This window comes from Pseudomonas sp. NUPR-002, assembly GCF_056322725.1.
The window spans coordinates 5,693,779-5,713,074 of record NZ_CM150476.1 but is presented as its reverse complement, the minus strand read 5'-3'; the positions used below and the strand labels follow the sequence as shown (position 1 = coordinate 5,713,074).

General features: G+C 60.4%; 16 protein-coding genes and 2 tRNA genes. 14 read left to right on the top strand and 4 right to left on the bottom strand.

What is annotated here, in order from left to right; genetic code table 11:
* Nucleotides 1–73 precede the first annotated feature (73 nt).
* The 7 genes from hfq to ACVWSC_RS26300 all read left to right on the top strand — a co-directional run bounded on the left by hfq (nt 74) and on the right by ACVWSC_RS26300 (nt 8,657).
* Nucleotides 74–334, top strand: coding sequence for an RNA chaperone Hfq (gene hfq / locus ACVWSC_RS26330; protein WP_028945676.1), 261 nt, complete (start codon nt 74–76; stop codon nt 332–334).
* Nucleotides 335–346: 12 nt separating this feature from the next.
* Nucleotides 347–1,648: a ribosome rescue GTPase HflX gene (gene hflX / locus ACVWSC_RS26325; protein WP_442110200.1), complete on the top strand. Its 1,302-nt coding sequence runs from the start codon at nt 347–349 to the stop codon at nt 1,646–1,648.
* A gap of 96 nt (nt 1,649–1,744) precedes the next feature.
* Nucleotides 1,745–2,908 carry an FtsH protease activity modulator HflK gene (hflK, locus tag ACVWSC_RS26320; protein WP_442110198.1) on the top strand — a complete coding sequence of 388 codons (1,164 nt, stop codon included), beginning with the start codon at nt 1,745–1,747 and terminating at the stop codon, nt 2,906–2,908.
* On the top strand, nt 2,908–3,774 hold the full coding sequence (hflC, locus tag ACVWSC_RS26315) for a protease modulator HflC (protein WP_442110196.1): 867 nt from the start codon (nt 2,908–2,910) through the stop codon (nt 3,772–3,774). The genes hflK and hflC overlap by 1 nt, the downstream gene beginning before the upstream one ends.
* A gap of 278 nt (nt 3,775–4,052) precedes the next feature.
* Nucleotides 4,053–5,240, top strand: coding sequence for an ATP phosphoribosyltransferase regulatory subunit (locus tag ACVWSC_RS26310; protein WP_442110194.1), 1,188 nt, complete (start codon nt 4,053–4,055; stop codon nt 5,238–5,240).
* 54 nt (nt 5,241–5,294) lie between these two features.
* A complete protein-coding gene (locus tag ACVWSC_RS26305; RefSeq protein ID WP_442110192.1) occupies nt 5,295–6,584 on the top strand; it encodes an adenylosuccinate synthase in 1,290 nt (429 codons plus the stop codon).
* Nucleotides 6,585–6,722: 138 nt separating this feature from the next.
* Entirely contained in the window at nt 6,723–8,657 is a 1,935-nt protein-coding gene (locus ACVWSC_RS26300; RefSeq protein WP_442110190.1) for a methyl-accepting chemotaxis protein, read from the top strand.
* Nucleotides 8,658–8,728: 71 nt separating this feature from the next.
* Here the strand turns inward: ACVWSC_RS26300 and ACVWSC_RS26295 are convergent, their stop codons facing one another.
* From ACVWSC_RS26295 to ACVWSC_RS26280, 4 genes are all read right to left on the bottom strand, one after another.
* A complete protein-coding gene (locus ACVWSC_RS26295; RefSeq protein WP_442110188.1) occupies nt 8,729–10,297 on the bottom strand; it encodes an ABC transporter permease in 1,569 nt (522 codons plus the stop codon).
* Nucleotides 10,297–11,307: an extracellular solute-binding protein gene (locus ACVWSC_RS26290; RefSeq protein ID WP_442110186.1), complete on the bottom strand. Its 1,011-nt coding sequence runs from the start codon at nt 11,305–11,307 to the stop codon at nt 10,297–10,299. Before ACVWSC_RS26290 ends, ACVWSC_RS26295 begins: the two co-directional genes overlap by 1 nt.
* 256 nt (nt 11,308–11,563) lie before the next feature.
* A tRNA-Leu gene (locus tag ACVWSC_RS26285) sits at nt 11,564–11,650 on the bottom strand.
* 87 nt (nt 11,651–11,737) lie between these two features.
* Nucleotides 11,738–11,824: transfer RNA gene (locus ACVWSC_RS26280), tRNA-Leu, on the bottom strand.
* A gap of 267 nt (nt 11,825–12,091) precedes the next feature.
* On the opposite strand from ACVWSC_RS26280, the gene rnr reads away from it, so the two are divergent.
* From rnr to dnaB, 7 genes are all read left to right on the top strand, one after another.
* On the top strand, nt 12,092–14,683 hold the full coding sequence (rnr, locus tag ACVWSC_RS26275; protein ID WP_442110184.1) for a ribonuclease R: 2,592 nt from the start codon (nt 12,092–12,094) through the stop codon (nt 14,681–14,683).
* A complete protein-coding gene (rlmB, locus tag ACVWSC_RS26270) occupies nt 14,680–15,432 on the top strand; it encodes a 23S rRNA (guanosine(2251)-2'-O)-methyltransferase RlmB (RefSeq protein ID WP_442110182.1) in 753 nt (250 codons plus the stop codon). Before rnr ends, rlmB begins: the two co-directional genes overlap by 4 nt.
* 240 nt (nt 15,433–15,672) lie before the next feature.
* Nucleotides 15,673–16,098 carry a 30S ribosomal protein S6 gene (rpsF, locus tag ACVWSC_RS26265; RefSeq protein WP_010221605.1) on the top strand — a complete coding sequence of 142 codons (426 nt, stop codon included), beginning with the start codon at nt 15,673–15,675 and terminating at the stop codon, nt 16,096–16,098.
* Nucleotides 16,099–16,126: 28 nt separating this feature from the next.
* Nucleotides 16,127–16,357 carry a 30S ribosomal protein S18 gene (gene rpsR, locus ACVWSC_RS26260; RefSeq protein ID WP_009403887.1) on the top strand — a complete coding sequence of 77 codons (231 nt, stop codon included), beginning with the start codon at nt 16,127–16,129 and terminating at the stop codon, nt 16,355–16,357.
* Between the two features lie 36 nt (nt 16,358–16,393).
* Nucleotides 16,394–17,293: a hypothetical protein gene (locus ACVWSC_RS26255; protein ID WP_442110179.1), complete on the top strand. Its 900-nt coding sequence runs from the start codon at nt 16,394–16,396 to the stop codon at nt 17,291–17,293.
* 21 nt (nt 17,294–17,314) lie between these two features.
* The gene (rplI, locus tag ACVWSC_RS26250; RefSeq protein WP_133211574.1) at nt 17,315–17,761 is read left to right on the top strand and encodes a 50S ribosomal protein L9; all 447 of its coding nucleotides are present in this window, start codon (nt 17,315–17,317) and stop codon (nt 17,759–17,761) included.
* A 110-nt stretch (nt 17,762–17,871) separates the two neighbouring features.
* Complete coding sequence (gene dnaB, locus ACVWSC_RS26245; protein WP_442110176.1) at nt 17,872–19,269, top strand: replicative DNA helicase; 1,398 nt, start codon at nt 17,872–17,874, stop codon at nt 19,267–19,269.
* Nucleotides 19,270–19,296 lie beyond the last annotated feature (27 nt).

Below are 19,296 nucleotides of genomic sequence, written 5' to 3'. Positions count from 1 at the left end.
CCTTGGGGGTGGGGCGGCTTGAGCCATCAGTTTTTTTGTTTTTTTACTATTGATCCTTACAGGAGTGCGGCATATGTCAAAAGGGCATTCGCTACAAGACCCTTACTTGAATACTTTGAGAAAAGAAAAAGTTGGGGTTTCGATCTATTTGGTTAACGGCATCAAGCTGCAAGGCACGATCGAATCGTTTGACCAGTTCGTGATCCTGCTGAAAAACACCGTCAGCCAGATGGTTTACAAGCACGCTATCTCGACAGTTGTTCCTGTGCGTCCGATCCGTCTGCCAAGCGCATCCGAATCCGAGCATGGCGACGCTGAGCCAGGTAACGCCTGATAGGAGTCTGCTTTGTTCTTTGAGCGCCACGGTGGTGGTGAACGAGCGGTCCTCGTTCACTTGGAAGGTCAGAACCCTGAGGCGCGCGAAGATCCGCAGGAGTTTCGGGAACTGGCGTTGTCGGCTGGGGCCGATATAGTCGCGTTCGCCAGTGTGGCGCGACATCAGCCCACCGCCAAATACCTGATTGGCAGCGGCAAGGTCGAGGAATTACGCGACCTGGTCAAAGCCGAACAGGTAGATTTGGTGATTTTCAATCACACCCTCACACCCAGTCAGGAACGTAACCTCGAACGAGTCTTCGAGTGTCGCGTGCTTGACCGCACCGGTCTGATTCTCGACATTTTCGCCCAGCGGGCACGCACCCATGAAGGCAAGCTGCAGGTTGAACTGGCCCAGCTTGAATACATGAGCACGCGCCTGGTACGCGGCTGGACGCACCTTGAGCGGCAAAAAGGTGGTATCGGCCTGCGCGGTCCGGGTGAAACCCAGCTGGAAACCGACCGTCGTCTGTTGCGGGTGCGCCTGCGTCAGATCAAGGCGCGGCTGGAGAAAGTGCGCAGTCAGCGCGAGCAGGCGCGTCGCGGGCGCAAGCGGGCAGATATCCCGTCAGTGTCCCTGGTTGGTTATACCAACGCCGGCAAGTCGACCCTGTTCAACGCCCTGACCGAATCCGAGGTCTACGCGGCCGACCAGTTGTTCGCGACCCTCGACCCAACCCTGCGCCGACTTGAGCTCGATGATGTCGGGCCGATCGTGCTGGCCGACACCGTGGGCTTCATTCGCCACCTGCCACACAAGCTGGTCGAAGCTTTTCGGGCTACGCTCGAAGAGTCGAGCAACTCTGACTTGCTGTTGCACGTGATCGACGCCCATGAGCCTGATCGCATGGAGCAGATCGAGCAGGTTATGGCGGTCTTGGGGGAGATTGGTGCAGAAGGCTTGCCGATCCTCGAGGTCTATAACAAACTCGACCTGCTTGAAGGCGTTGAGCCACAGATTCAGCGTGATGCCGATGGCAAGCCACAGCGGGTCTGGGTCTCGGCGCGTGATGGGCGTGGCCTGGAGCTGGTGGGGCAGGCAGTCGCCGAATTGCTGGGGGATGACCTGTTTATCGGAACCTTGCGCCTTGAACAGCGTTTCGCGCGGTTGCGCGCGCAGTTCTTTGCATTGGGTGCTGTACAGGGCGAAGAGCACGACGATGAAGGCAGCAGCCTTCTGGCCGTGCGGGTGTCTCGGGTCGAGTTCAATCGCCTGGTCAGTCGCGAAGGCCTGAAGCCGGCAGAGTTCATCGAGCAACACACTTTGCAATAAAAGCCCGGCGACGCGGCCGGGCAGCCGTGACAGGCATTCTGTAGCATTGGACGGCGCGCCGTGGGTGCGTCTTTGCTTTATCAGATGGAGAGCGCTATGGCTTGGAATGAGCCGGGTGGCAACTCGAACAATCAAGATCCTTGGGGCGGACGCCGCGGTGGCGGCGACAAGAAAGGACCGCCGGATCTCGACGAGGCCTTCCGCAAGCTGCAGGACAGCCTGAACGGCATGTTTGGCAGTGGCAAGAAACGCGGTGGTGACAACGGCATCGGCAAGGGCGGTGGCTTCGGCCTGCTCGGCGTCGGTCTGGCCGTGCTGGCAGCTATCTGGCTGTACAGCGCCGTGTATGTGGTGGACGAACAGGAGCAGGCCGTCGTGCTGCGCTTCGGCAAATACTACGAAACCGTAGGGCCGGGCCTGAACATCTACTTCCCGCCGATCGATCGCAAGTACATGGAAAACGTCACGCGTGAGCGTGCCTACACCAAGCAGGGGCAGATGCTCACTGAAGACGAAAACATCGTCGAAGTGCCGCTGACCGTGCAGTACAAAATTACCAACCTGCAGGATTTCGTGCTGAACGTTGATCAGCCTGAAGTCAGCCTGCAGCACGCGACCGACAGCGCCCTGCGCCATGTGGTGGGTTCCACCGCCATGGACAAGGTACTGACCGAAGGTCGTGAGCAGATGGCAGTGGAGATCAAGGAGCGCTTGCAGCGGTTCCTCGATACTTACCGTACCGGTATCACCGTCACTCAGGTCAACGTACAGAGCGCGGCAGCCCCGCGTGAAGTGCAAGAGGCCTTCGATGACGTGATCCGTGCCCGTGAAGACGAGCAGCGTGCCCGCAACCAGGCCGAGTCCTACGCCAATGGCGTGGTGCCAGAGGCCCGTGGTCAGGCCCAGCGGATCATCGAGGATGCCAACGGTTACCGCGACGAAGTCGTCTCGCGCGCCAAGGGTGAGGCAGACCGCTTTACCAAGTTGGTTGCCGAGTACCGCAAGGCACCTGAGGTAACGCGTCAGCGCCTGTACCTGGACACCATGCAGGAAGTTTACAGCAACACCAGCAAGGTCCTGGTTTCCGGCAAAGATGGCCAGAGCAACCTGCTGTACCTGCCGCTGGACAAGATGGTTGAAGGCAGCCGTGCCAGCAGTGCACCTGTCAGCGTCCCGGCTTCGGTCAATGACGCGGCCAACCGCGCGGCGGCGGAGCTGCAACAGCAGCAAACACAGTTGCGTTCTAGGGAGAGCCGCTGATGAGCAATAAATCGCTGATCGCCCTGATCGTTGGCGTGGTGCTGGCGATCGTGGCCTGGAACAGCTTCTATATCGTGTCGCAGACCGAACGTGCGGTCATGCTGCGCTTTGGTCGTGTGGTCCAGACAGATGTTCAGCCTGGTCTGCACGTGAAGATTCCTTACGTCAACCAGGTGCGCAAGTTCGACGCCCGCCTGATGACGCTGGACGCGCCGACCCAACGCTTTCTGACCCTGGAAAAGAAAGCGGTAATGGTTGATGCCTACGCCAAATGGCGCGTCAAGGATGCCGAGCGCTTCTACACCGCTACCTCGGGCCTCAAGCAGATCGCCGACGAGCGTCTGTCGCGTCGTCTGGAAAGCGGCCTGCGTGACCAGTTCGGTAAGCGCACCCTGCACGAAGTGGTCTCTGGTGAACGTGACGCACTGATGGCTGACATCACTGCCTCGCTGAACCGTATGGCCAGCAAGGAGCTGGGCATTGAAGTGGTCGACGTTCGCGTCAAGGCCATCGACCTGCCCAAGGAAGTGAACCGCAGCGTGTTCGAGCGTATGAGCACCGAGCGTGAGCGTGAAGCACGTGAGCACCGCGCCAAAGGTAACGAATTGGCCGAAGGTATTCGCGCCGATGCCGACCGTCAGCGCCGTGTTCTGCTTGCAGAAGCCTATCGCGAGTCGGAAGAGACCCGCGGTGATGGTGATGCCCAGGCGGCGGCGATCTACGCCAAGGCCTATGGTCAGGACCAGGATTTCTACGCGTTCTACCGCAGTCTCAAGGCCTACCGTGAAAGCTTTGCCAACAAGAGCGATGTGTTGGTGCTCGATCCGAGCAACGACTTCTTCCGCTTCATGAACAAAGACAAGTAACAAGGTTGCACCCCGCCGGGCGGTTTAAACGTCTGGCGGGGTGATACTGCGAGAAAACGGGTGTATGATGCGGCAGCCGGGAAATTCCCGGCTTTTTTGCGTCTGCAAGATCGAACGGTGGCAAGCCGCCGCTGATCTGTAGAGCAGCCCAAGGTATTTGAGGGTATCGGCACGGCGGTTGCGCTGGAATCAGTGCTGCGCGTCATAGTTTGGCGATACCTGCTTCACTCAAGGCTAGCCTGCGGGCAGGCCGCCTGGACCAAAGGGGAAATGGCGTAATGGCAACGGTAGACCGCTGGCTCCTGCCAGATGGCATCGAAGAAGTACTGCCACCTGAGGCGGCGCGCATCGAGATCGCGCGTCGTCAGGTGTTGGATCTGTTCCAGAGCTGGGGTTACGAGTTTGTCGTGACCCCGCATATCGAGTACCTGGAATCGCTGCTCACCGGTGCCGGCCAGGACCTGGATCTGCGGACGTTCAAGGTAATCGACCCGCAGTCGGGCCGGCAGATGGGCTTTCGTGCCGACATCACGCCGCAGGTCGCGCGCATCGATGCGCATACCCTGCGCCGTGAAGGGCCGAGCCGCCTGTGCTATGCCGGTAGCGTGCTGCACGCTCAGCCGCGCGCACTGTCGACCTCGCGTAGCCCGATCCAGCTCGGTGCCGAGCTGTACGGCGATGCCAGCCCGGTCAGCGACGTTGAGGTGATCAGCCTGCTGCTGGCCATGCTGCAACTGGCCGACGTGCCGGACGTGCACATGGACCTCGGTCATGTCGGTATCTACCGCGGCCTGGCCCGTGCCGCAGGCTTGTCGGGTGCGGTCGAGCAACAACTGTTCGACGCCCTGCAGCGCAAGGCTATCGATGAAGTCATCGAGCTGACCGCCAACCTGCCAGCCGATCTCGCCGCGATGTTGCGCTCGCTGACCGAGCTGTGCGGTGGTCGTGAAGTGCTGGCCGAAGCGCGCGTGCGCCTGGGCCGTGCGCCAGCTGCAGTGCTGGCAGCGCTGGATGACCTGATGTCCATCGCTGAGCGACTGGCCGCGCGTTATCCACAGCTGCCGTTGTATTTCGACCTGGGCGAACTGCGTGGCTACCACTACCACACCGGTGTGGTGTTTGCCGCTTTCGTTCCGGGTGTCGGTCAGTCGATCGCCCAGGGCGGTCGTTACGACGACATCGGAGCAGACTTTGGTCGGGCGCGCCCGGCCACTGGTTTCTCCACGGATTTGAAGACCCTGGTCACACTGGGGCGAGCCGAGGTTGTGTTGCCGTCTGGCGGGATCTGGATGCCCGACAGCAGCGACGCAGGACTCTGGCAGTTGGTCTGCCAATTGCGCAGTGAAGGTCAGCGGGTGGTTCAGGCCTTGCCTGGGCAGCCATTGACTGCCGCCGTCGAGGCGGATTGCGATCGGCAATTGATTCAGCAAAACGGGCTTTGGCAGGTACTGCCGCTGGCCATTTGAGATTCCCCGCCGGCAAGAGCCGGCGCCAAGTTTGCGCGAATGAGGACAAGTGTTATGGGTAAGAATGTCGTAGTCCTGGGCACCCAGTGGGGTGATGAGGGCAAAGGCAAGATCGTTGATCTGCTGACCGAACATGCTGCCGCCGTAGTGCGCTACCAAGGTGGCCACAACGCGGGCCACACCCTGGTGATCGACGGTGAAAAAACCGTGCTGCACCTGATCCCGTCGGGCGTACTGCGCGAAGGCGTGCAGTGCCTGATCGGCAACGGCGTGGTGGTTGCACCAGACGCCCTGCTGCGTGAGATCACCAAGCTGGAAGAGAAGGGTGTACCGGTGCGTGAGCGCCTGCGTATCAGCCCGTCCTGCCCACTGATCCTGTCCTTCCACGTTGCGCTGGACCAGGCCCGTGAAAAGGCGCGTGGCGAGCTGAAGATCGGTACTACCGGTCGCGGCATCGGCCCAGCTTACGAAGACAAGGTCGCACGTCGTGGCCTGCGTGTTGGCGATCTGCTGAACATGCCGCGCTTTGAAGACAAACTGCGTGAACTGGTGGAATACCACAACTTCATGCTGGTTGGTTACTACAAAGAGCCAGCCATCGACTTCGACAAGACCCTGGCCGAGTGCAAAGAATACGCTGAGCTGCTCAAGCCGCTGATGCTGGACGTCACTGCCGAGCTGCACGAGCTGCGTCGCGCTGGCAAAGACATCATGTTCGAAGGCGCCCAGGGTTCGCTGCTGGACATCGACCACGGTACCTACCCGTACGTCACCAGCTCCAACACCACCGCTGGCGGCGTTGCTACCGGTTCGGGTGTTGGTCCGATGTTCCTCGACTACATCCTGGGTATCACCAAGGCTTACACCACCCGTGTAGGCTCGGGTCCGTTCCCGACTGAGCTGTTCGACGAAGTCGGCGCGCACCTGGCCAAACAAGGCCACGAGTTTGGTGCGACTACCGGCCGTGCTCGCCGTTGTGGCTGGTTCGACGCTGTTATCCTGCGTCGCGCTATCGATGTGAACAGCATCTCGGGCATCTGCCTGACCAAGCTGGACGTGCTCGACGGTCTGGAAACCATCAACATCTGCGTCGGCTACAAAGATGCAGAAGGTAACGACGTTGCCCCGACTGACGCCGACAGCTATGTAGGTCTGCAGCCTGTGTACGAAGAAGTACCGGGTTGGACCGAATCGACCGTGGGTGCCAAAACCCTGGAAGAGCTGCCAGCCAATGCTCGTGCGTACATCAAGCGCATCGAACAGCTGATCGGCGCGCCGATCGATATCGTCTCCACCGGCCCTGACCGCATCGAGACCATCGTTCTGCGTCACCCGTTCGCCTGATCCGCGATTGAAGTGAACACAAAGGCCCCTCTATAGGGGCCTTTGTCGTTTCTGCCTGCTGTTCGGCACAACCTTTGCTGTAAGAATCGTTTCGGGGTTGCCATCATTTTAATGGCCCCAGTAGTAGAGGGTTCTTACGTGTCTGCCGTTCTCTCACTGTTACGAAGCCGCCTGCTGCGGCCTGTGTTTGTTGCCCTTGGTATCGCTCTTTTGGTGCAAGTGCTGGTCGCCGTCGCGCTGACCCGGAGCACAGTCACCACCCTAGAGGCCGATTTGGGCAAACGTTTGGGGGCTGACAGTCAGAAATTGTCGGCTGAACTCGAGCAGGCCGGCCAAGAGGTGAGTGCCGGGCTGGAAAGTCTTTCTGCCAGCACTCGGCAGCGGCTGACGGCGGGGCTCTCGACGCGTCTGCAAAGTGAGCAGGCGCAGTTGCGCGCGACCCTGGAGAAAAACCTCAAGGACTCAGCTAACGACATGGCTGAACTGCTGGCCTCGGTCGCCCCGCGGGCCATGTGGGACAACGATGTGCCGACCTTGTCCGAGTTCTCGCGCCGGGCCCAGCGCAACCCCAATGTGCTGTTCGTGGTGTACGACGACGCCCAAGGCCAGCACCTGACCCGTTACCTGAACCGGCAGAACCCGGTCAACCAGGCCTTGCTGGAAAAGGGCCAGGGCGAGCGGGCGCTGGATAAGGTGCTGGATGCGGCGCGCAAAGATCCATCGGTGTATTTCGTCGAAGCACCGATCAGCCCTAATGGTGCGGAAATTGGCAAGGTGCTGATGGGAGTATCTACCGCTGCAGTGGATGCCGAGCTGGCTGCGCTCGATCAACGCTTTTCCGCGCTGATCGCCAGCGGTGATCAACTGGTCGGCGAAAGCCTGGTCGGGGCGGCGGCTGACAGCAACAAGGCCTTGCGTGCACGCCTGGAGGCCGCGCAAACCAGTGCTGCTGGTATGCAAGCCAACACCTCGCAGAGCGTCCAGGACGCTGCGGCAACCCTGCGTTGGAACATCGGCGTTGGCCTGGCCCTGGTCGGGCTCGGTGTGCTGCTGGTGGTGGCGGTGGTGCTGGGGCGGCGCGTGGTCAACAAGCTGCGCCTGCTGATTGCCGCACTGAACGATCTGGCCGCAGGCGAGGGTGATCTGACCAAGCGTGTCAGTATCGACAGTCGCGACGAGATTGGAGATATGGCGGCAGCGGTTAACCAGTTTGTCGACAAGCTGCAGCCAATCGTCCGCGAGGCGGGTGAAGTGGCGCAGCGTACCGGCGTTGAAATCGGTGTCATGGCCCAGCGCAATGCCGGCGCCGATGCGGCTGCCGAGCTTCAGCGTGATGAGGTCGCGGCCAGCCTGCGCGACCTGTCGACCATGGCGGACGAGGCGCAGGCCGAGAGCCATGCCATGCAGTCGGCCCTGCAGCAGGTGGTGGATATCCGCCAGGCCACCGACGAAAACAGCCGTACCTCGACCCAGGTGGCCAAGCTGATCGAAGACCTGGCCGGGCAGGTTGAGACCGGCTCGAAAGTCATTGAGCGGCTGGCCCAGCAGAGCGAGCAGATCGAAGTGGTGCTGACGGTGATTCACGGCATCGCCGAGCAGACTAACCTGCTGGCGCTCAACGCGGCGATCGAAGCGGCGCGGGCGGGTGAGACCGGGCGTGGGTTTGCCGTGGTTGCCGATGAAGTGCGCGCCTTGGCCAGCAAGACCCAGAGTTCAACTGGCGACATCCAGGCGCATATCGGTGCGCTGCAGCAAGGCGCCAAGGAGGCCGTGGCGGCGATCAGTCAGGCCGGGCGTCAGGCCAGTGAGGGATTGCTGGTGCTGCGCGACAACGCGCGGGTGCAGCAATCGGTGCAGGCTTCGGTTGAGCAAGTGCATGCCGCGATAGGCCTGGCCACGCGTGCGGCGGAGCAACAGGCTCAGGGGGCGCAGGCGGTGCGCGGGCGGGTGCAGACCATACATGCCCAGGCCGAGCGGGCTGCTGAGGTGGTGATGCAAACCACGGCCAGTAGCAAAGTGCTGGATGATCTGGCGGGGCAGCTTAAGGCGAGTCTTGGGCAGTTTCGCGCCTGAGAAAGCATCGCGGGGCAAGCCCGCTCCTACAGATTGCTCCTGTAGGAGCGGGCTTGCCCTGCGAAATACCCTCAAGCCCGATTCAAATACATCCGCGTAGTCAGCAGATACACCGGCAACCCCGACACCAGAATCAGCAACGCCGCATAAGGCGCCGCAGCGGCAAACTCGACGTTGGCGGTATGCGCCCAGACTTCAGTGGCCAGCGTTGTCATGCCCGTAGGGCTGAGCAGCAAGGTGGCGGTCAGCTCCTTCATGGCATCCAGAAACACCAGAGCAAACGCCGCCGCCAATGCCGGGAAGATGATCGGCAAGGTCACTCTGCAAAACGCAGTGAACTGCGTTGCGCCCAGGGTGCGTGCGGCCTCTTCGAGCTGTGGCGCCGCCTTGTGCAGCGCAGTGCGCACTGGCGCCTGGGCCAGTGGCAGAAACAGCAACGCATAGGCCAGCAGTAACAGCCCGGTGGTTTGGTACAGCACCGGCACATAGTGCAGGGCGAAATACACCAGCGTCAGGGCAATCACCAGGCCGGGCAGGGCGTGCAGCAAGTACGGCAGGCGCTCCGCCCAGATCGCCAACTGGCCTTTGTAGCGCACCACCAGAAAGCTCACCGGCAATGCCAGTAACAGGCTCAAGGCGGCGCCGCCCAGCGACAGTGACAACGACGAGAACAGTGCACGGCTGATGTCGGCCACCGGGAAGGCGGCAGACGAACCGACGCTCAACCAGTACCCGAGCATGCCCAGCGGAATACCGCTGCCCAGCAGTGCCAGGGTCAGGCAGTACAGTTGCCCGAGGGGCATCCAGGCGCGCAGGCGAATCGGTGCGCCGCGTCGCGCTACGCCCTGACCGATTCGCACGTGGCGGGCATTGCCACGCACACGCAGTTCAAACCAGAGCATCAGCAGGCACATGAACAGCAATACTGCCGACAGCATCGCGGCATTGGCGTTACTGAATTCCAGTTCGAACTGTTGATAGATCGCCGTGGTGAAGGTTTGCAGGCCGAGAATCGACAAGGCGCCGAACTCCACCAGCATGTGCAGGGCGATCAGCAGGCTGCCGCCAAGAATCGAGGGCCATAGCAGCGGCAGGGTGATTTTGAAGAACACCCCCCAGCGATTTTGCCCCAGGGTGCGCGCCGACTCCTCCAGGGAGGTGTCGAGGTTGCGCAGGGTTGCGGCCACAGGCAGGAATACCAGTGGGTACTTGGACAGGCTCATCACCAGAATGGCGCCGGCCAGGCCTTCAAAGCGTGGGCTCAGCGACACCCAGGTAAAGCCACTGACGAAGGCTGGAACCGCAAAGGGCAGGCACAGGATCACGCCCCACACCCGTCTGCCGGGCAGGTCGCTGCGCTCCAGTAGCCAGGCCAGCGACACACCCAGCGCCATGCACGCCAGGGTGACGCCGGCCATCAGCATCAGCGTGTTGCGCATCAGGCCCCAGACGAACGGGCGCCAGAGCAGGTGCAAGGCCTCGCGCCAGCCGGCTTCCCAGGCTTTCAGCGCTACGTAGAGCAGCGGCAGCAAGCTCAGGCCGACCAGTAGCAGCACTGGCAGCACGACCCAGATTGAAGGTCGTTTGCGCTTGGGGATGTAGCGGCTGGGCTGTGCCGGTGCGGGTAAGGCTGCAGTCATCAGAGCAGGCCAACTTCGCGTTCAAGTTCCAGGGCTTCTTCGGCATTACCCAGATCAGCCGGAGTGATTTTCGGCGGACGCAGGTCTTCGAACGGCTTCAAGCCCTGATCCGACACCATGCCCTTGTGCAGCGGGTACTCGGCAGTGGTCTGGGTGATTACGCGCTGGCCTTCTTCACTGGCCATCCAGGCCAGCAGTGCCTGGGCTTCTTTCGGGTGCTTGCTGGCTTTGACGGCGGCGGCACCGGAAATGGTCATCAAACCGCCGACATCGCCATCGGCCAGGTAGTAGAGCTTCGAATCCAGCTGGCCACGCTCTTTCTTCAGGGCGTACCAGTAGTAGTTATTCACCAGCACCGCTGCCACTTCACCGTTTTCCACGGCTTTGAGGGCAACCATGTTGTTGGTGTAGGTCTTGCCGAAAGCTTTCAGGCCGGTCAGCCATTCTTCGGCAGCATCACGACCATGCAACTTGAGGATCGCAACCGCTTGTTCCTGGAAGGCGCCGCTGGTCGGCACGAAACCGACCTTGCCTTCCCACTCGGGGTTGGCAAAGTCCATGACCGAAGGCGGCAGTTCTTTTTCGTCGATCACTTTCGGGTTGAAGGCCACTACACGGGTGCGCGCCGTGACGCCCATCCAGGTGCCATTGGCCGCTACGAATTCCTTGGGCAACACCTGCAGGGTCGAATCGTCGATCTTGGCCAGCAGGCCCAGCTCGCCCAGGTTGTTCAGGGGTGGTGACTCTTCGGTGTAGATGACATCGGCTGGCGAGCGTTCGCCTTCTTCGATGATCTGGCTGGCCAGCTGGTTGCTGCTGCCTTTGCGGATATTGATTTTGATGCCGGTCTTGGCCTCGTAGGCCTTGGCAATGGCATCGCCGATTTCCTTGTGCTGGCCGTTGTACAGGGTCAGCGTTACCGGGTCGGCGGCCAAGGCGGGAGCGCCGAGTACCAGGGTCAACAGAGAAACGGCCAGGCCGCGCAATAGGGGGGCATTGCGGAACGTCATGCGGGTACTTCCTCGCTTGCGGCTACATATCTGGTAACAATGATAAACGATATGGCTTCTCAATTGCCTGCATGAGAGGAATTTCATGAGCAGGCTATCGGAATGCGCGAGGCGGTACTGTTGGAGAGGGAGCTTCTTGTGGGAGCGGGCTTGCCCCGCGATTGCGGTGTGCCAGTAACATTGCTTCGCGGGGCAAGCCCGCTCCCACAGGAGGTAGAAACGAAAAAACCCGCTTTCGCGGGTTTTATCTGAAATATGGTGCCCAGAAGAAGACTCGAACTTCCACGACCGTAAGGTCACCAGCACCTGAAGCTGGCGTGTCTACCAATTTCACCATCTGGGCAAAGTGAAGCGATGTTGCATGAAACAAAAACAGTGTAGCGTCTTGCAGTAAATCTCAGAAGTGCTAAACAGTTCTAAGATTTGAAATTGGTGCCCAGAAGAAGACTCGAACTTCCACGACCGTAAGGTCACCAGCACCTGAAGCTGGCGTGTCTACCAATTTCACCATCTGGGCATTTCGCTGAGGTCACATGATGCTTCACATCAGGTTGCATCTCAACTATAACGACGGTGTCCGTCGCTGTGGTGCGCACTATACGGATGACCCTGAGGGCTGTAAAGCCCCGTTCAGAAAAAAACTTAAAAAATTCAAGCCGTTGTTCCTAAAGGCAGTTTTAGCAGCGTCTTGGGAGCTCTGAGAGGGCTGTCCAAGCCTGAAATTTCCGGTTTCAATACGCCTATGCCAAACTAACCCTTATATAGACAAGGTGAACCCCTCCTAATGGCCGATTGGCAGTCCCTCGATCCCGAGGCCGCTCGTGAAGCGGAAAAATACGAAAACCCTATTCCTAGCCGTGAGCTGATCCTGCAGCGCCTGGACGAGCGCGGCTCGCCGGCTGCGCGCGAGCAACTGGTCGAAGAGTTCGGCCTGACCACCGAAGATCAGATCGAAGCGTTGCGCCGCCGTTTGCGGGCAATGGAGCGTGATGGTCAGCTGATCTATACCCGGCGCGGCACGTATGCCCCGGTAGACAAGCTGGACCTGATCCTCGGCCGCATTGCCGGGCATCGCGACGGTTTCGGTTTCCTGGTCCCGGACGACGGCAGTGATGACCTGTTCCTGAGTCCGGCGCAAATGCGTCTGGTCTTCGACGGTGACAAAGCCCTGGCCCGTGTGTCCGGCTTCGATCGTCGCGGTCGTCGCGAAGGCGTCATCGTTGAAGTGATCTCCCGTGCCCACGAAAGCATCGTTGGTCGCTATTTCGAAGAAGGCGGTATCGGCTTCGTCACCCCGGACAACCCCAAGGTCCAGCAAGAAGTGCTGGTCACTCCGGGGCGTAACGGCGGCGCCAAGGTCGGTCAGTTCGTCGAGGTGAAGATCACCCACTGGCCAACACCGCGCTTCCAGCCGCAGGGCGATGTCACCGAAGTGATCGGCAACTACATGGCACCGGGCATGGAAATCGACGTAGCGCTGCGCAGCTACGACATTCCACACGTCTGGCCAGAGGCCGTGATCAAGGAAGCGCGCAAGCTCAAGCCGGAAGTCGAAGAGAAAGACAAAGAGCATCGCATCGACCTGCGCCATCTGCCGTTCGTTACCATCGACGGCGAAGATGCCCGCGACTTCGACGATGCGGTGTACTGCGAGAGCCTGGGCAAGTTGCGCCTGTTCTCCGGTGGCTGGCGCCTGTACGTGGCGATTGCCGACGTTTCCAGCTATGTGCGCCTGGGGTCTGCCCTGGATGCCGAAGCACAGGTGCGTGGCAACTCGGTGTACTTCCCCGAGCGCGTCATTCCGATGCTGCCTGAAGAGTTGTCCAACGGTCTGTGCTCGCTGAACCCGCACGTCGACCGCTTGGCGATGGTCTGCGAAATGACCATCAACAAATCCGGGCAAATGGTCGATTACCAGTTCTACGAAGCGGTGATCCACTCCCATGCGCGCCTGACTTACAACAAGGTCAGCAGCATGCTCGAGCATGCCCGTACCCGCGAAGGCAAAGCCTTGCGCGAGCAGTACAGCGAAGTGCTGCCAGACCTCAAGCAGCTCTATGCCCTGTACAAAGTGCTGTTGGCGGCTCGCCATACCCGTGGCGCCATCGACTTCGAAACCCAGGAAACCCGGATCATCTTCGGTTCCGAGCGCAAAATCGCCGAAATTCGGCCAACAGTGCGTAACGATGCGCACAAGTTGATCGAAGAGTGCATGCTGGCGGCCAACGTTGCTACGGCCGAGTTCCTCAAGAAGCACGAAATTCCAGCGCTGTACCGTGTGCACGATGGCCCGCCACCAGAGCGTCTGGAGAAGCTGCGTGCGTTCCTCGGTGAGCTGGGACTGTCGCTGCACAAAGGTAAAGACGGCCCGTCGCCGAAGGACTACCAGGCATTGCTGGCGAATATCGCCGACCGTCCTGACTTCCACCTGATTCAGACGGTGATGCTGCGCTCCCTGAGCCAGGCGGTCTACAGTGCCGACAACAACGGCCACTTCGGCTTGAATTACGAGGCGTACACACACTTCACCTCGCCGATCCGCCGTTACCCGGACCTGCTGACCCATCGGGCGATCCGCAGTGTCATCCGCTCGCGTCAGGACACCCCGCATGTCAAGCGCGCGGGTGCCGCGAGCATCCCCAAGGCACGCATCTACCCGTACGATGAACCGACCCTGGAGCAGCTCGGCGAGCAGTGCTCGATGAGCGAGCGGCGCGCCGACGAAGCGACCCGCGATGTGGTCAACTGGCTCAAGTGCGAGTACATGAAAGACCGTGTTGGCGAGAGCTTCCCGGGTGTGATCACCGCAGTGACCGGTTTTGGCCTGTTCATCGAACTGACCGACATTTACGTCGAAGGCATGGTGCATGTCAGTGCCTTGCCGGGCGACTACTACCACTTCGACCCTGTGCACCATCGCCTGGCCGGTGAGCGCACCGGGCGTAGCTTCCGCTTGGGCGACACGGTGGAAGTGCGGGTCATGCGCGTTGATCTGGAACAGCGCAAGATCGACTTCGAAATGGCTGAAAACACGCTCAAAGCACCGATTGGCCGCAAGCCGCGTGCCGAGGGTGTGCGCCCGCAAGACGGCAAGACAATTCCAGTGCTCGACAAGGCTGAAACCACCAAGGCCGAGCCTGCGCGCCGGAGCAAGAAGAACGAAACCGCCGAAGCGTATTTCCCTTCGCATGCTGCGGCGAAAAACGCCGAAGTGCGCAAAAGCCGGGAAATGAAAAAGGCCCTGATGGCCGATGCCAAGCACGCAGGCGGCAAGCCGGCGGGCAAAGGCGGCAAGTCGTCGGAAAAACCGAGCAAGCATCGCAAAGGGCCGCCAAAAGCGAGCTCTGGATCACGTAAACCCAAGGCCAAGTCATGAGTCAGTTGGAAAAAATCTACGGCGTCCACGCCGTAGAAGCCCTGTTGCGTCATCATCCCAAGCGGGTCAAGCAGATCTGGTTGTCGGAAGGGCGTAGCGACCCGCGCGTGCAGGTGATTGTCGAGCTGGCCGGGCAGAGCCGGGTGCCGGTCGGTCAGGCCGAGCGCCGCGAGATGGACGCCTGGGTCGAGGGTGTGCACCAGGGGGTCGTGGCTGAGGTTAGCCCAAGCCAGGTCTGGGGCGAGGCGATGCTCGAAGAGCTGCTCGACCGTACCGAAGGCGCACCGCTGATTCTGGTGCTCGACGGTGTCACCGATCCGCACAACCTGGGTGCCTGCCTGCGTACCGCCGATGCGGCCGGGGCGCTGGCAGTGATCGTGCCCAAAGACAAGTCGGCGACCCTGACACCTGCGGTGCGCAAGGTGGCCTGTGGTGCCGCCGAGGTGATCCCGCTGGTGGCCGTGACTAACCTGGCGCGCACGCTGGAGAAGCTCCAGCAGCGTGGCCTGTGGGTCGTCGGTACAGCGGGTGAGGCCGAGCAGGAGCTGTACCAGCAAGACCTGACCGGGCCGACCATCCTGATCATGGGTGCCGAGGGCAAAGGCATGCGCCGCCTGACCCGCGAGCACTGCGACTTCCTGGTGAAACTGCCGATGGCCGGTAGCGTCAGCAGCCTGAACGTGTCGGTGGCAACGGGCGTTTGCCTGTTCGAAGCCGTTCGTCAACGTAACGCTAAAGCGCAGGGCTGAGCCCGATCGCGGGGCAAGCCCGCTCCCACAGGTGCTGTGGGAGCGGGCTTGCCCCGCGATGCTTTTCAGCTGCTCAATAATTCACCAATTCCCTTGCTTGTCCCCCGGCGCTTCTCTACAATTGCGCCCCTTGCCATGCTGGCAGGCGCCAACGCGCCTTCACTCAAGGCAAGACATACAGTGTCATTCACTCCTTGTCTGACCACTCTGGTGGCAGACTACAACCCGTAAGGAGCATTCATGCGTCATTACGAAATCATCTTTCTGGTCCACCCTGACCAGAGCGAGCAAGTCGGCGGCATGGTTGAGCGTTACACCAAGCTGATCGAAGAAGACGGCGGCAAGATCCACCGTCTGGAAGATTGGGGCCGTCGTCAACTGGCCTACGCAATCAACAATGTTCACAAAGCTCACTACGTGATGCTGAACGTTGAGTGCACCGGCAAGGCCCTGGCCGAGCTGGAAGACAACTTCCGCTACAACGATGCCGTGATCCGTAACCTGGTCATCCGTCGCGACGAAGCCGTTACCGGCCAGTCCGAGATGCTCAAGGCTGAAGAAAACCGCAGTGAGCGCCGTGAGCGTCGCGACCGTCCTGAGCATGCTGACAGCGCCGATGGCGACGACAGCAATGACAGCGACAACAGCGATAACGCTGACGAGTAATCCACGGACCTTTTGAGGAGCCTATTACATGGCACGTTTCTTCCGTCGTCGTAAATTCTGCCGCTTCACTGCTGAAGACGTGAAAGAGATCGATTACAAAGATCTCAACACCCTGAAAGCTTACGTATCCGAAACCGGCAAGATCGTTCCAAGCCGTATCACCGGTACCAAAGCTCGTTATCAGCGTCAGCTGGCTACCGCTATCAAGCGCGCCCGCTTCCTGGCCCTGCTGCCCTACACCGACAGCCACGGCCGCTGAGACCGGGTTTTCGACAAGTAGCAAAGGATAGAGTGCATGCGCGCCTTAGCTGATTTCATCATGCGTGGTCGTGTGCAAGCCACCCTGGTGGTGGTGGGTTGTGCGGCATTGCCGCTGTTGTTCTGGTTGAGTGCCGCCGCCGGGAGCCTGGTGTTCCTGCGGCGCGGTTTCAAGGACGCCTCCGGAGTCCTCGCCTGGGCATTATTGCCGGCGTTGGCCTGGTGGTTCTTCGGCGAGCCGCGCACCTTGATGGTGTTGCTGGGGACGCTGGGGCTGGCTGCGCTGTTGCGCGCCGGGCAGTCCTGGAATCGGGTGCTGTTGTTCAGCATCGCCATGGGCCTGGTATATGGCGTCATTCTGGGGTCGGTGTTCCGCGAACCGATTGAAGCTCTGGCTGGAGCGCTTGAAAAAGCCCTGCCGCAGATGCTCGACGGTCTCTACCAACAGTTATCGGTAGAGGAGCGGGCCCGCCTGGGTAGCCTGATCGTACCTGTGCTCAACGGCCTCATAGCGGCGTTGTTGCAAGCCGTCAGTGTGCTGGCCCTGATGTTGGGGCGCTACTGGCAAGCAGTTCTGTATAACCCGGGAGGTTTTGGTCGCGAGTTTCAAGCGGTCAGGCTTCCCCTGGTGCCAACGCTGGTACTGGTGGTGCTTATGCTGGTCGGGCCGAATTTCGGTCCTGAACTGGCGATGTTAACGCCGCTGTGCAGCATACCGCTGATGTTCGCAGGGCTTGCCCTGATGCATGGGCTGGTGGCGCAAGGCCGACTGGGCAAGTTCTGGTTGGTCGGGATGTACGTGACACTGCTGCTGTTTATGCAGCTGACTTATCCGTTGCTCGTGGTTCTGGCCATTGTCGACAGCCTGATTGATTTTCGCGGTCGCAAGGCGCCCCCAAAAGGTGCCGATAACGATTCCGCGAACGGTGAAGGTTAAAAGTTAAGAGGTTATTACCAAATGGAACTGATCCTGCTGGAAAAAGTCGCCAACCTGGGCAACCTGGGCGACAAGGTAAACGTTAAGGCCGGTTACGGCCGTAACTACCTGCTGCCATTCGGCAAAGCTACCGCTGCTACCGCTGCCAACCTGGCTGCGTTCGAAGAGCGTCGTGCTGAGCTGGAAAAAATCGCTGCAGAGAAAAAAGCTTCGGCCGAAACTCGCGCTGCCCAACTGGCTGAGCTGGAAGTGACCATCACTGCCACCGCTGGTGACGAAGGCAAGCTGTTCGGTTCGATCGGCACCCACGACATCGCTGACGCCCTGACCGCCTCCGGCGTTGAAGTGGCTAAAGCTGAAGTTCGTCTGCCGAACGGCACCATCCGTCAGGTTGGCGAATACGACGTAGCCGTGCACCTGCACAGCGACGTTGAAGCTACCGTACGCGTGGTTGTTGTCGCAGCCTAAGCTGTACCGATCGGCTGGCACCTTGCGTGTCAGCCGGTTAACATCGGGCACGATCCTGCTTTGCAGGTCGTGCCCTTTGTCTTTTTCATCACCCTGATTCCTGCGTGGCCATGAACGAGATATCCGCCCCTGAGCAATATGATCTGCAAACCGCTGCCCTGAAGGTGCCGCCGCATTCCATCGAAGCCGAACAGGCCGTACTCGGTGGCCTGATGCTGGATAACGGCGCCTGGGAGCGAGTGCTTGATCAAGTCTCCGATGGTGATTTCTATCGACATGACCACCGCCTGATTTTCCGCGCGATCTACAAGCTTGCCGACCAGAACGCCCCGTTCGACGTCGTCACCTTGCATGAGCAACTGGATAAAGAAGGCCTGAGCTCGCAAGTGGGTGGCCTTGGCTACCTCGGCGAGCTGGCGAAAAACACCCCGTCGGTGGCCAACATCAAGGCCTACGCCGCGATCATTCGCGAGCGGGCGACTTTGCGTCAGCTGATCAGCATCAGCACCGACATTGCCGACAGCGCGTTCAACCCCCAGGGCCGTAACGCCGAAGAGATCCTCGACGAGGCCGAACGGCAGATCTTCCAGATCGCCGAAGCGCGGCCCAAGACCGGTGGCCCGGTCGGTGTCAACGAGCTGCTGACCAAGGCCATCGACCGTATCGACACGCTGTTCAACACTGCTGACGCGATCACTGGCCTGTCGACCGGCTACACCGACCTCGACGAGAAGACCAGCGGCCTGCAACCGGCCGACCTGATCATCGTCGCCGGCCGTCCGTCCATGGGTAAAACCACCTTCGCCATGAACCTGGTGGAGAACGCCGTGTTGCGCAGCGACAAGGCCGTTCTGGTGTATTCCCTGGAGATGCCAGGTGAATCGCTGATCATGCGTATGCTTTCCTCCCTGGGCCGTATCGACCAGACCAAAGTGCGTTCCGGTCAGTTGGAAGACGACGACTGGCCGCGCCTGACCTCGGCGGTCAACCTGCTCAATGACCGTAAGCTGTTCATTGACGATACGGCCGGTATCAGCCCGTCGGAAATGCGCGCGCGTACCCGCCGTCTGGTACGTGAGCATGGTGAAATCGGCCTGATCATGATCGACTACCTGCAGTTGATGCAGATCCCAGGCTCCAGCGGCGACAACCGTACCAACGAGATTTCTGAAATCTCCCGATCCCTCAAGGCGTTGGCCAAAGAGTTCAACTGCCCGGTCGTGGCGCTGTCGCAGCTCAACCGCTCCCTTGAACAGCGGCCCAACAAGCGCCCGGTGAACTCCGACTTGCGTGAATCGGGTGCGATCGAGCAGGACGCCGACGTGATCATGTTCGTTTACCGTGACGAGGTGTATCACCCGGAAACCGAACACAAAGGCATTGCCGAGATCATTATCGGCAAGCAGCGGAACGGCCCGATCGGCTTTATCCGCCTGGCCTTCATCGGTAAATACACGCGCTTCGAGAACCTGGCGCCGGGCAGTTACAACTTCGACGACGACGAATAAGGCAATTCTGCTTATTCCGACCTTTAA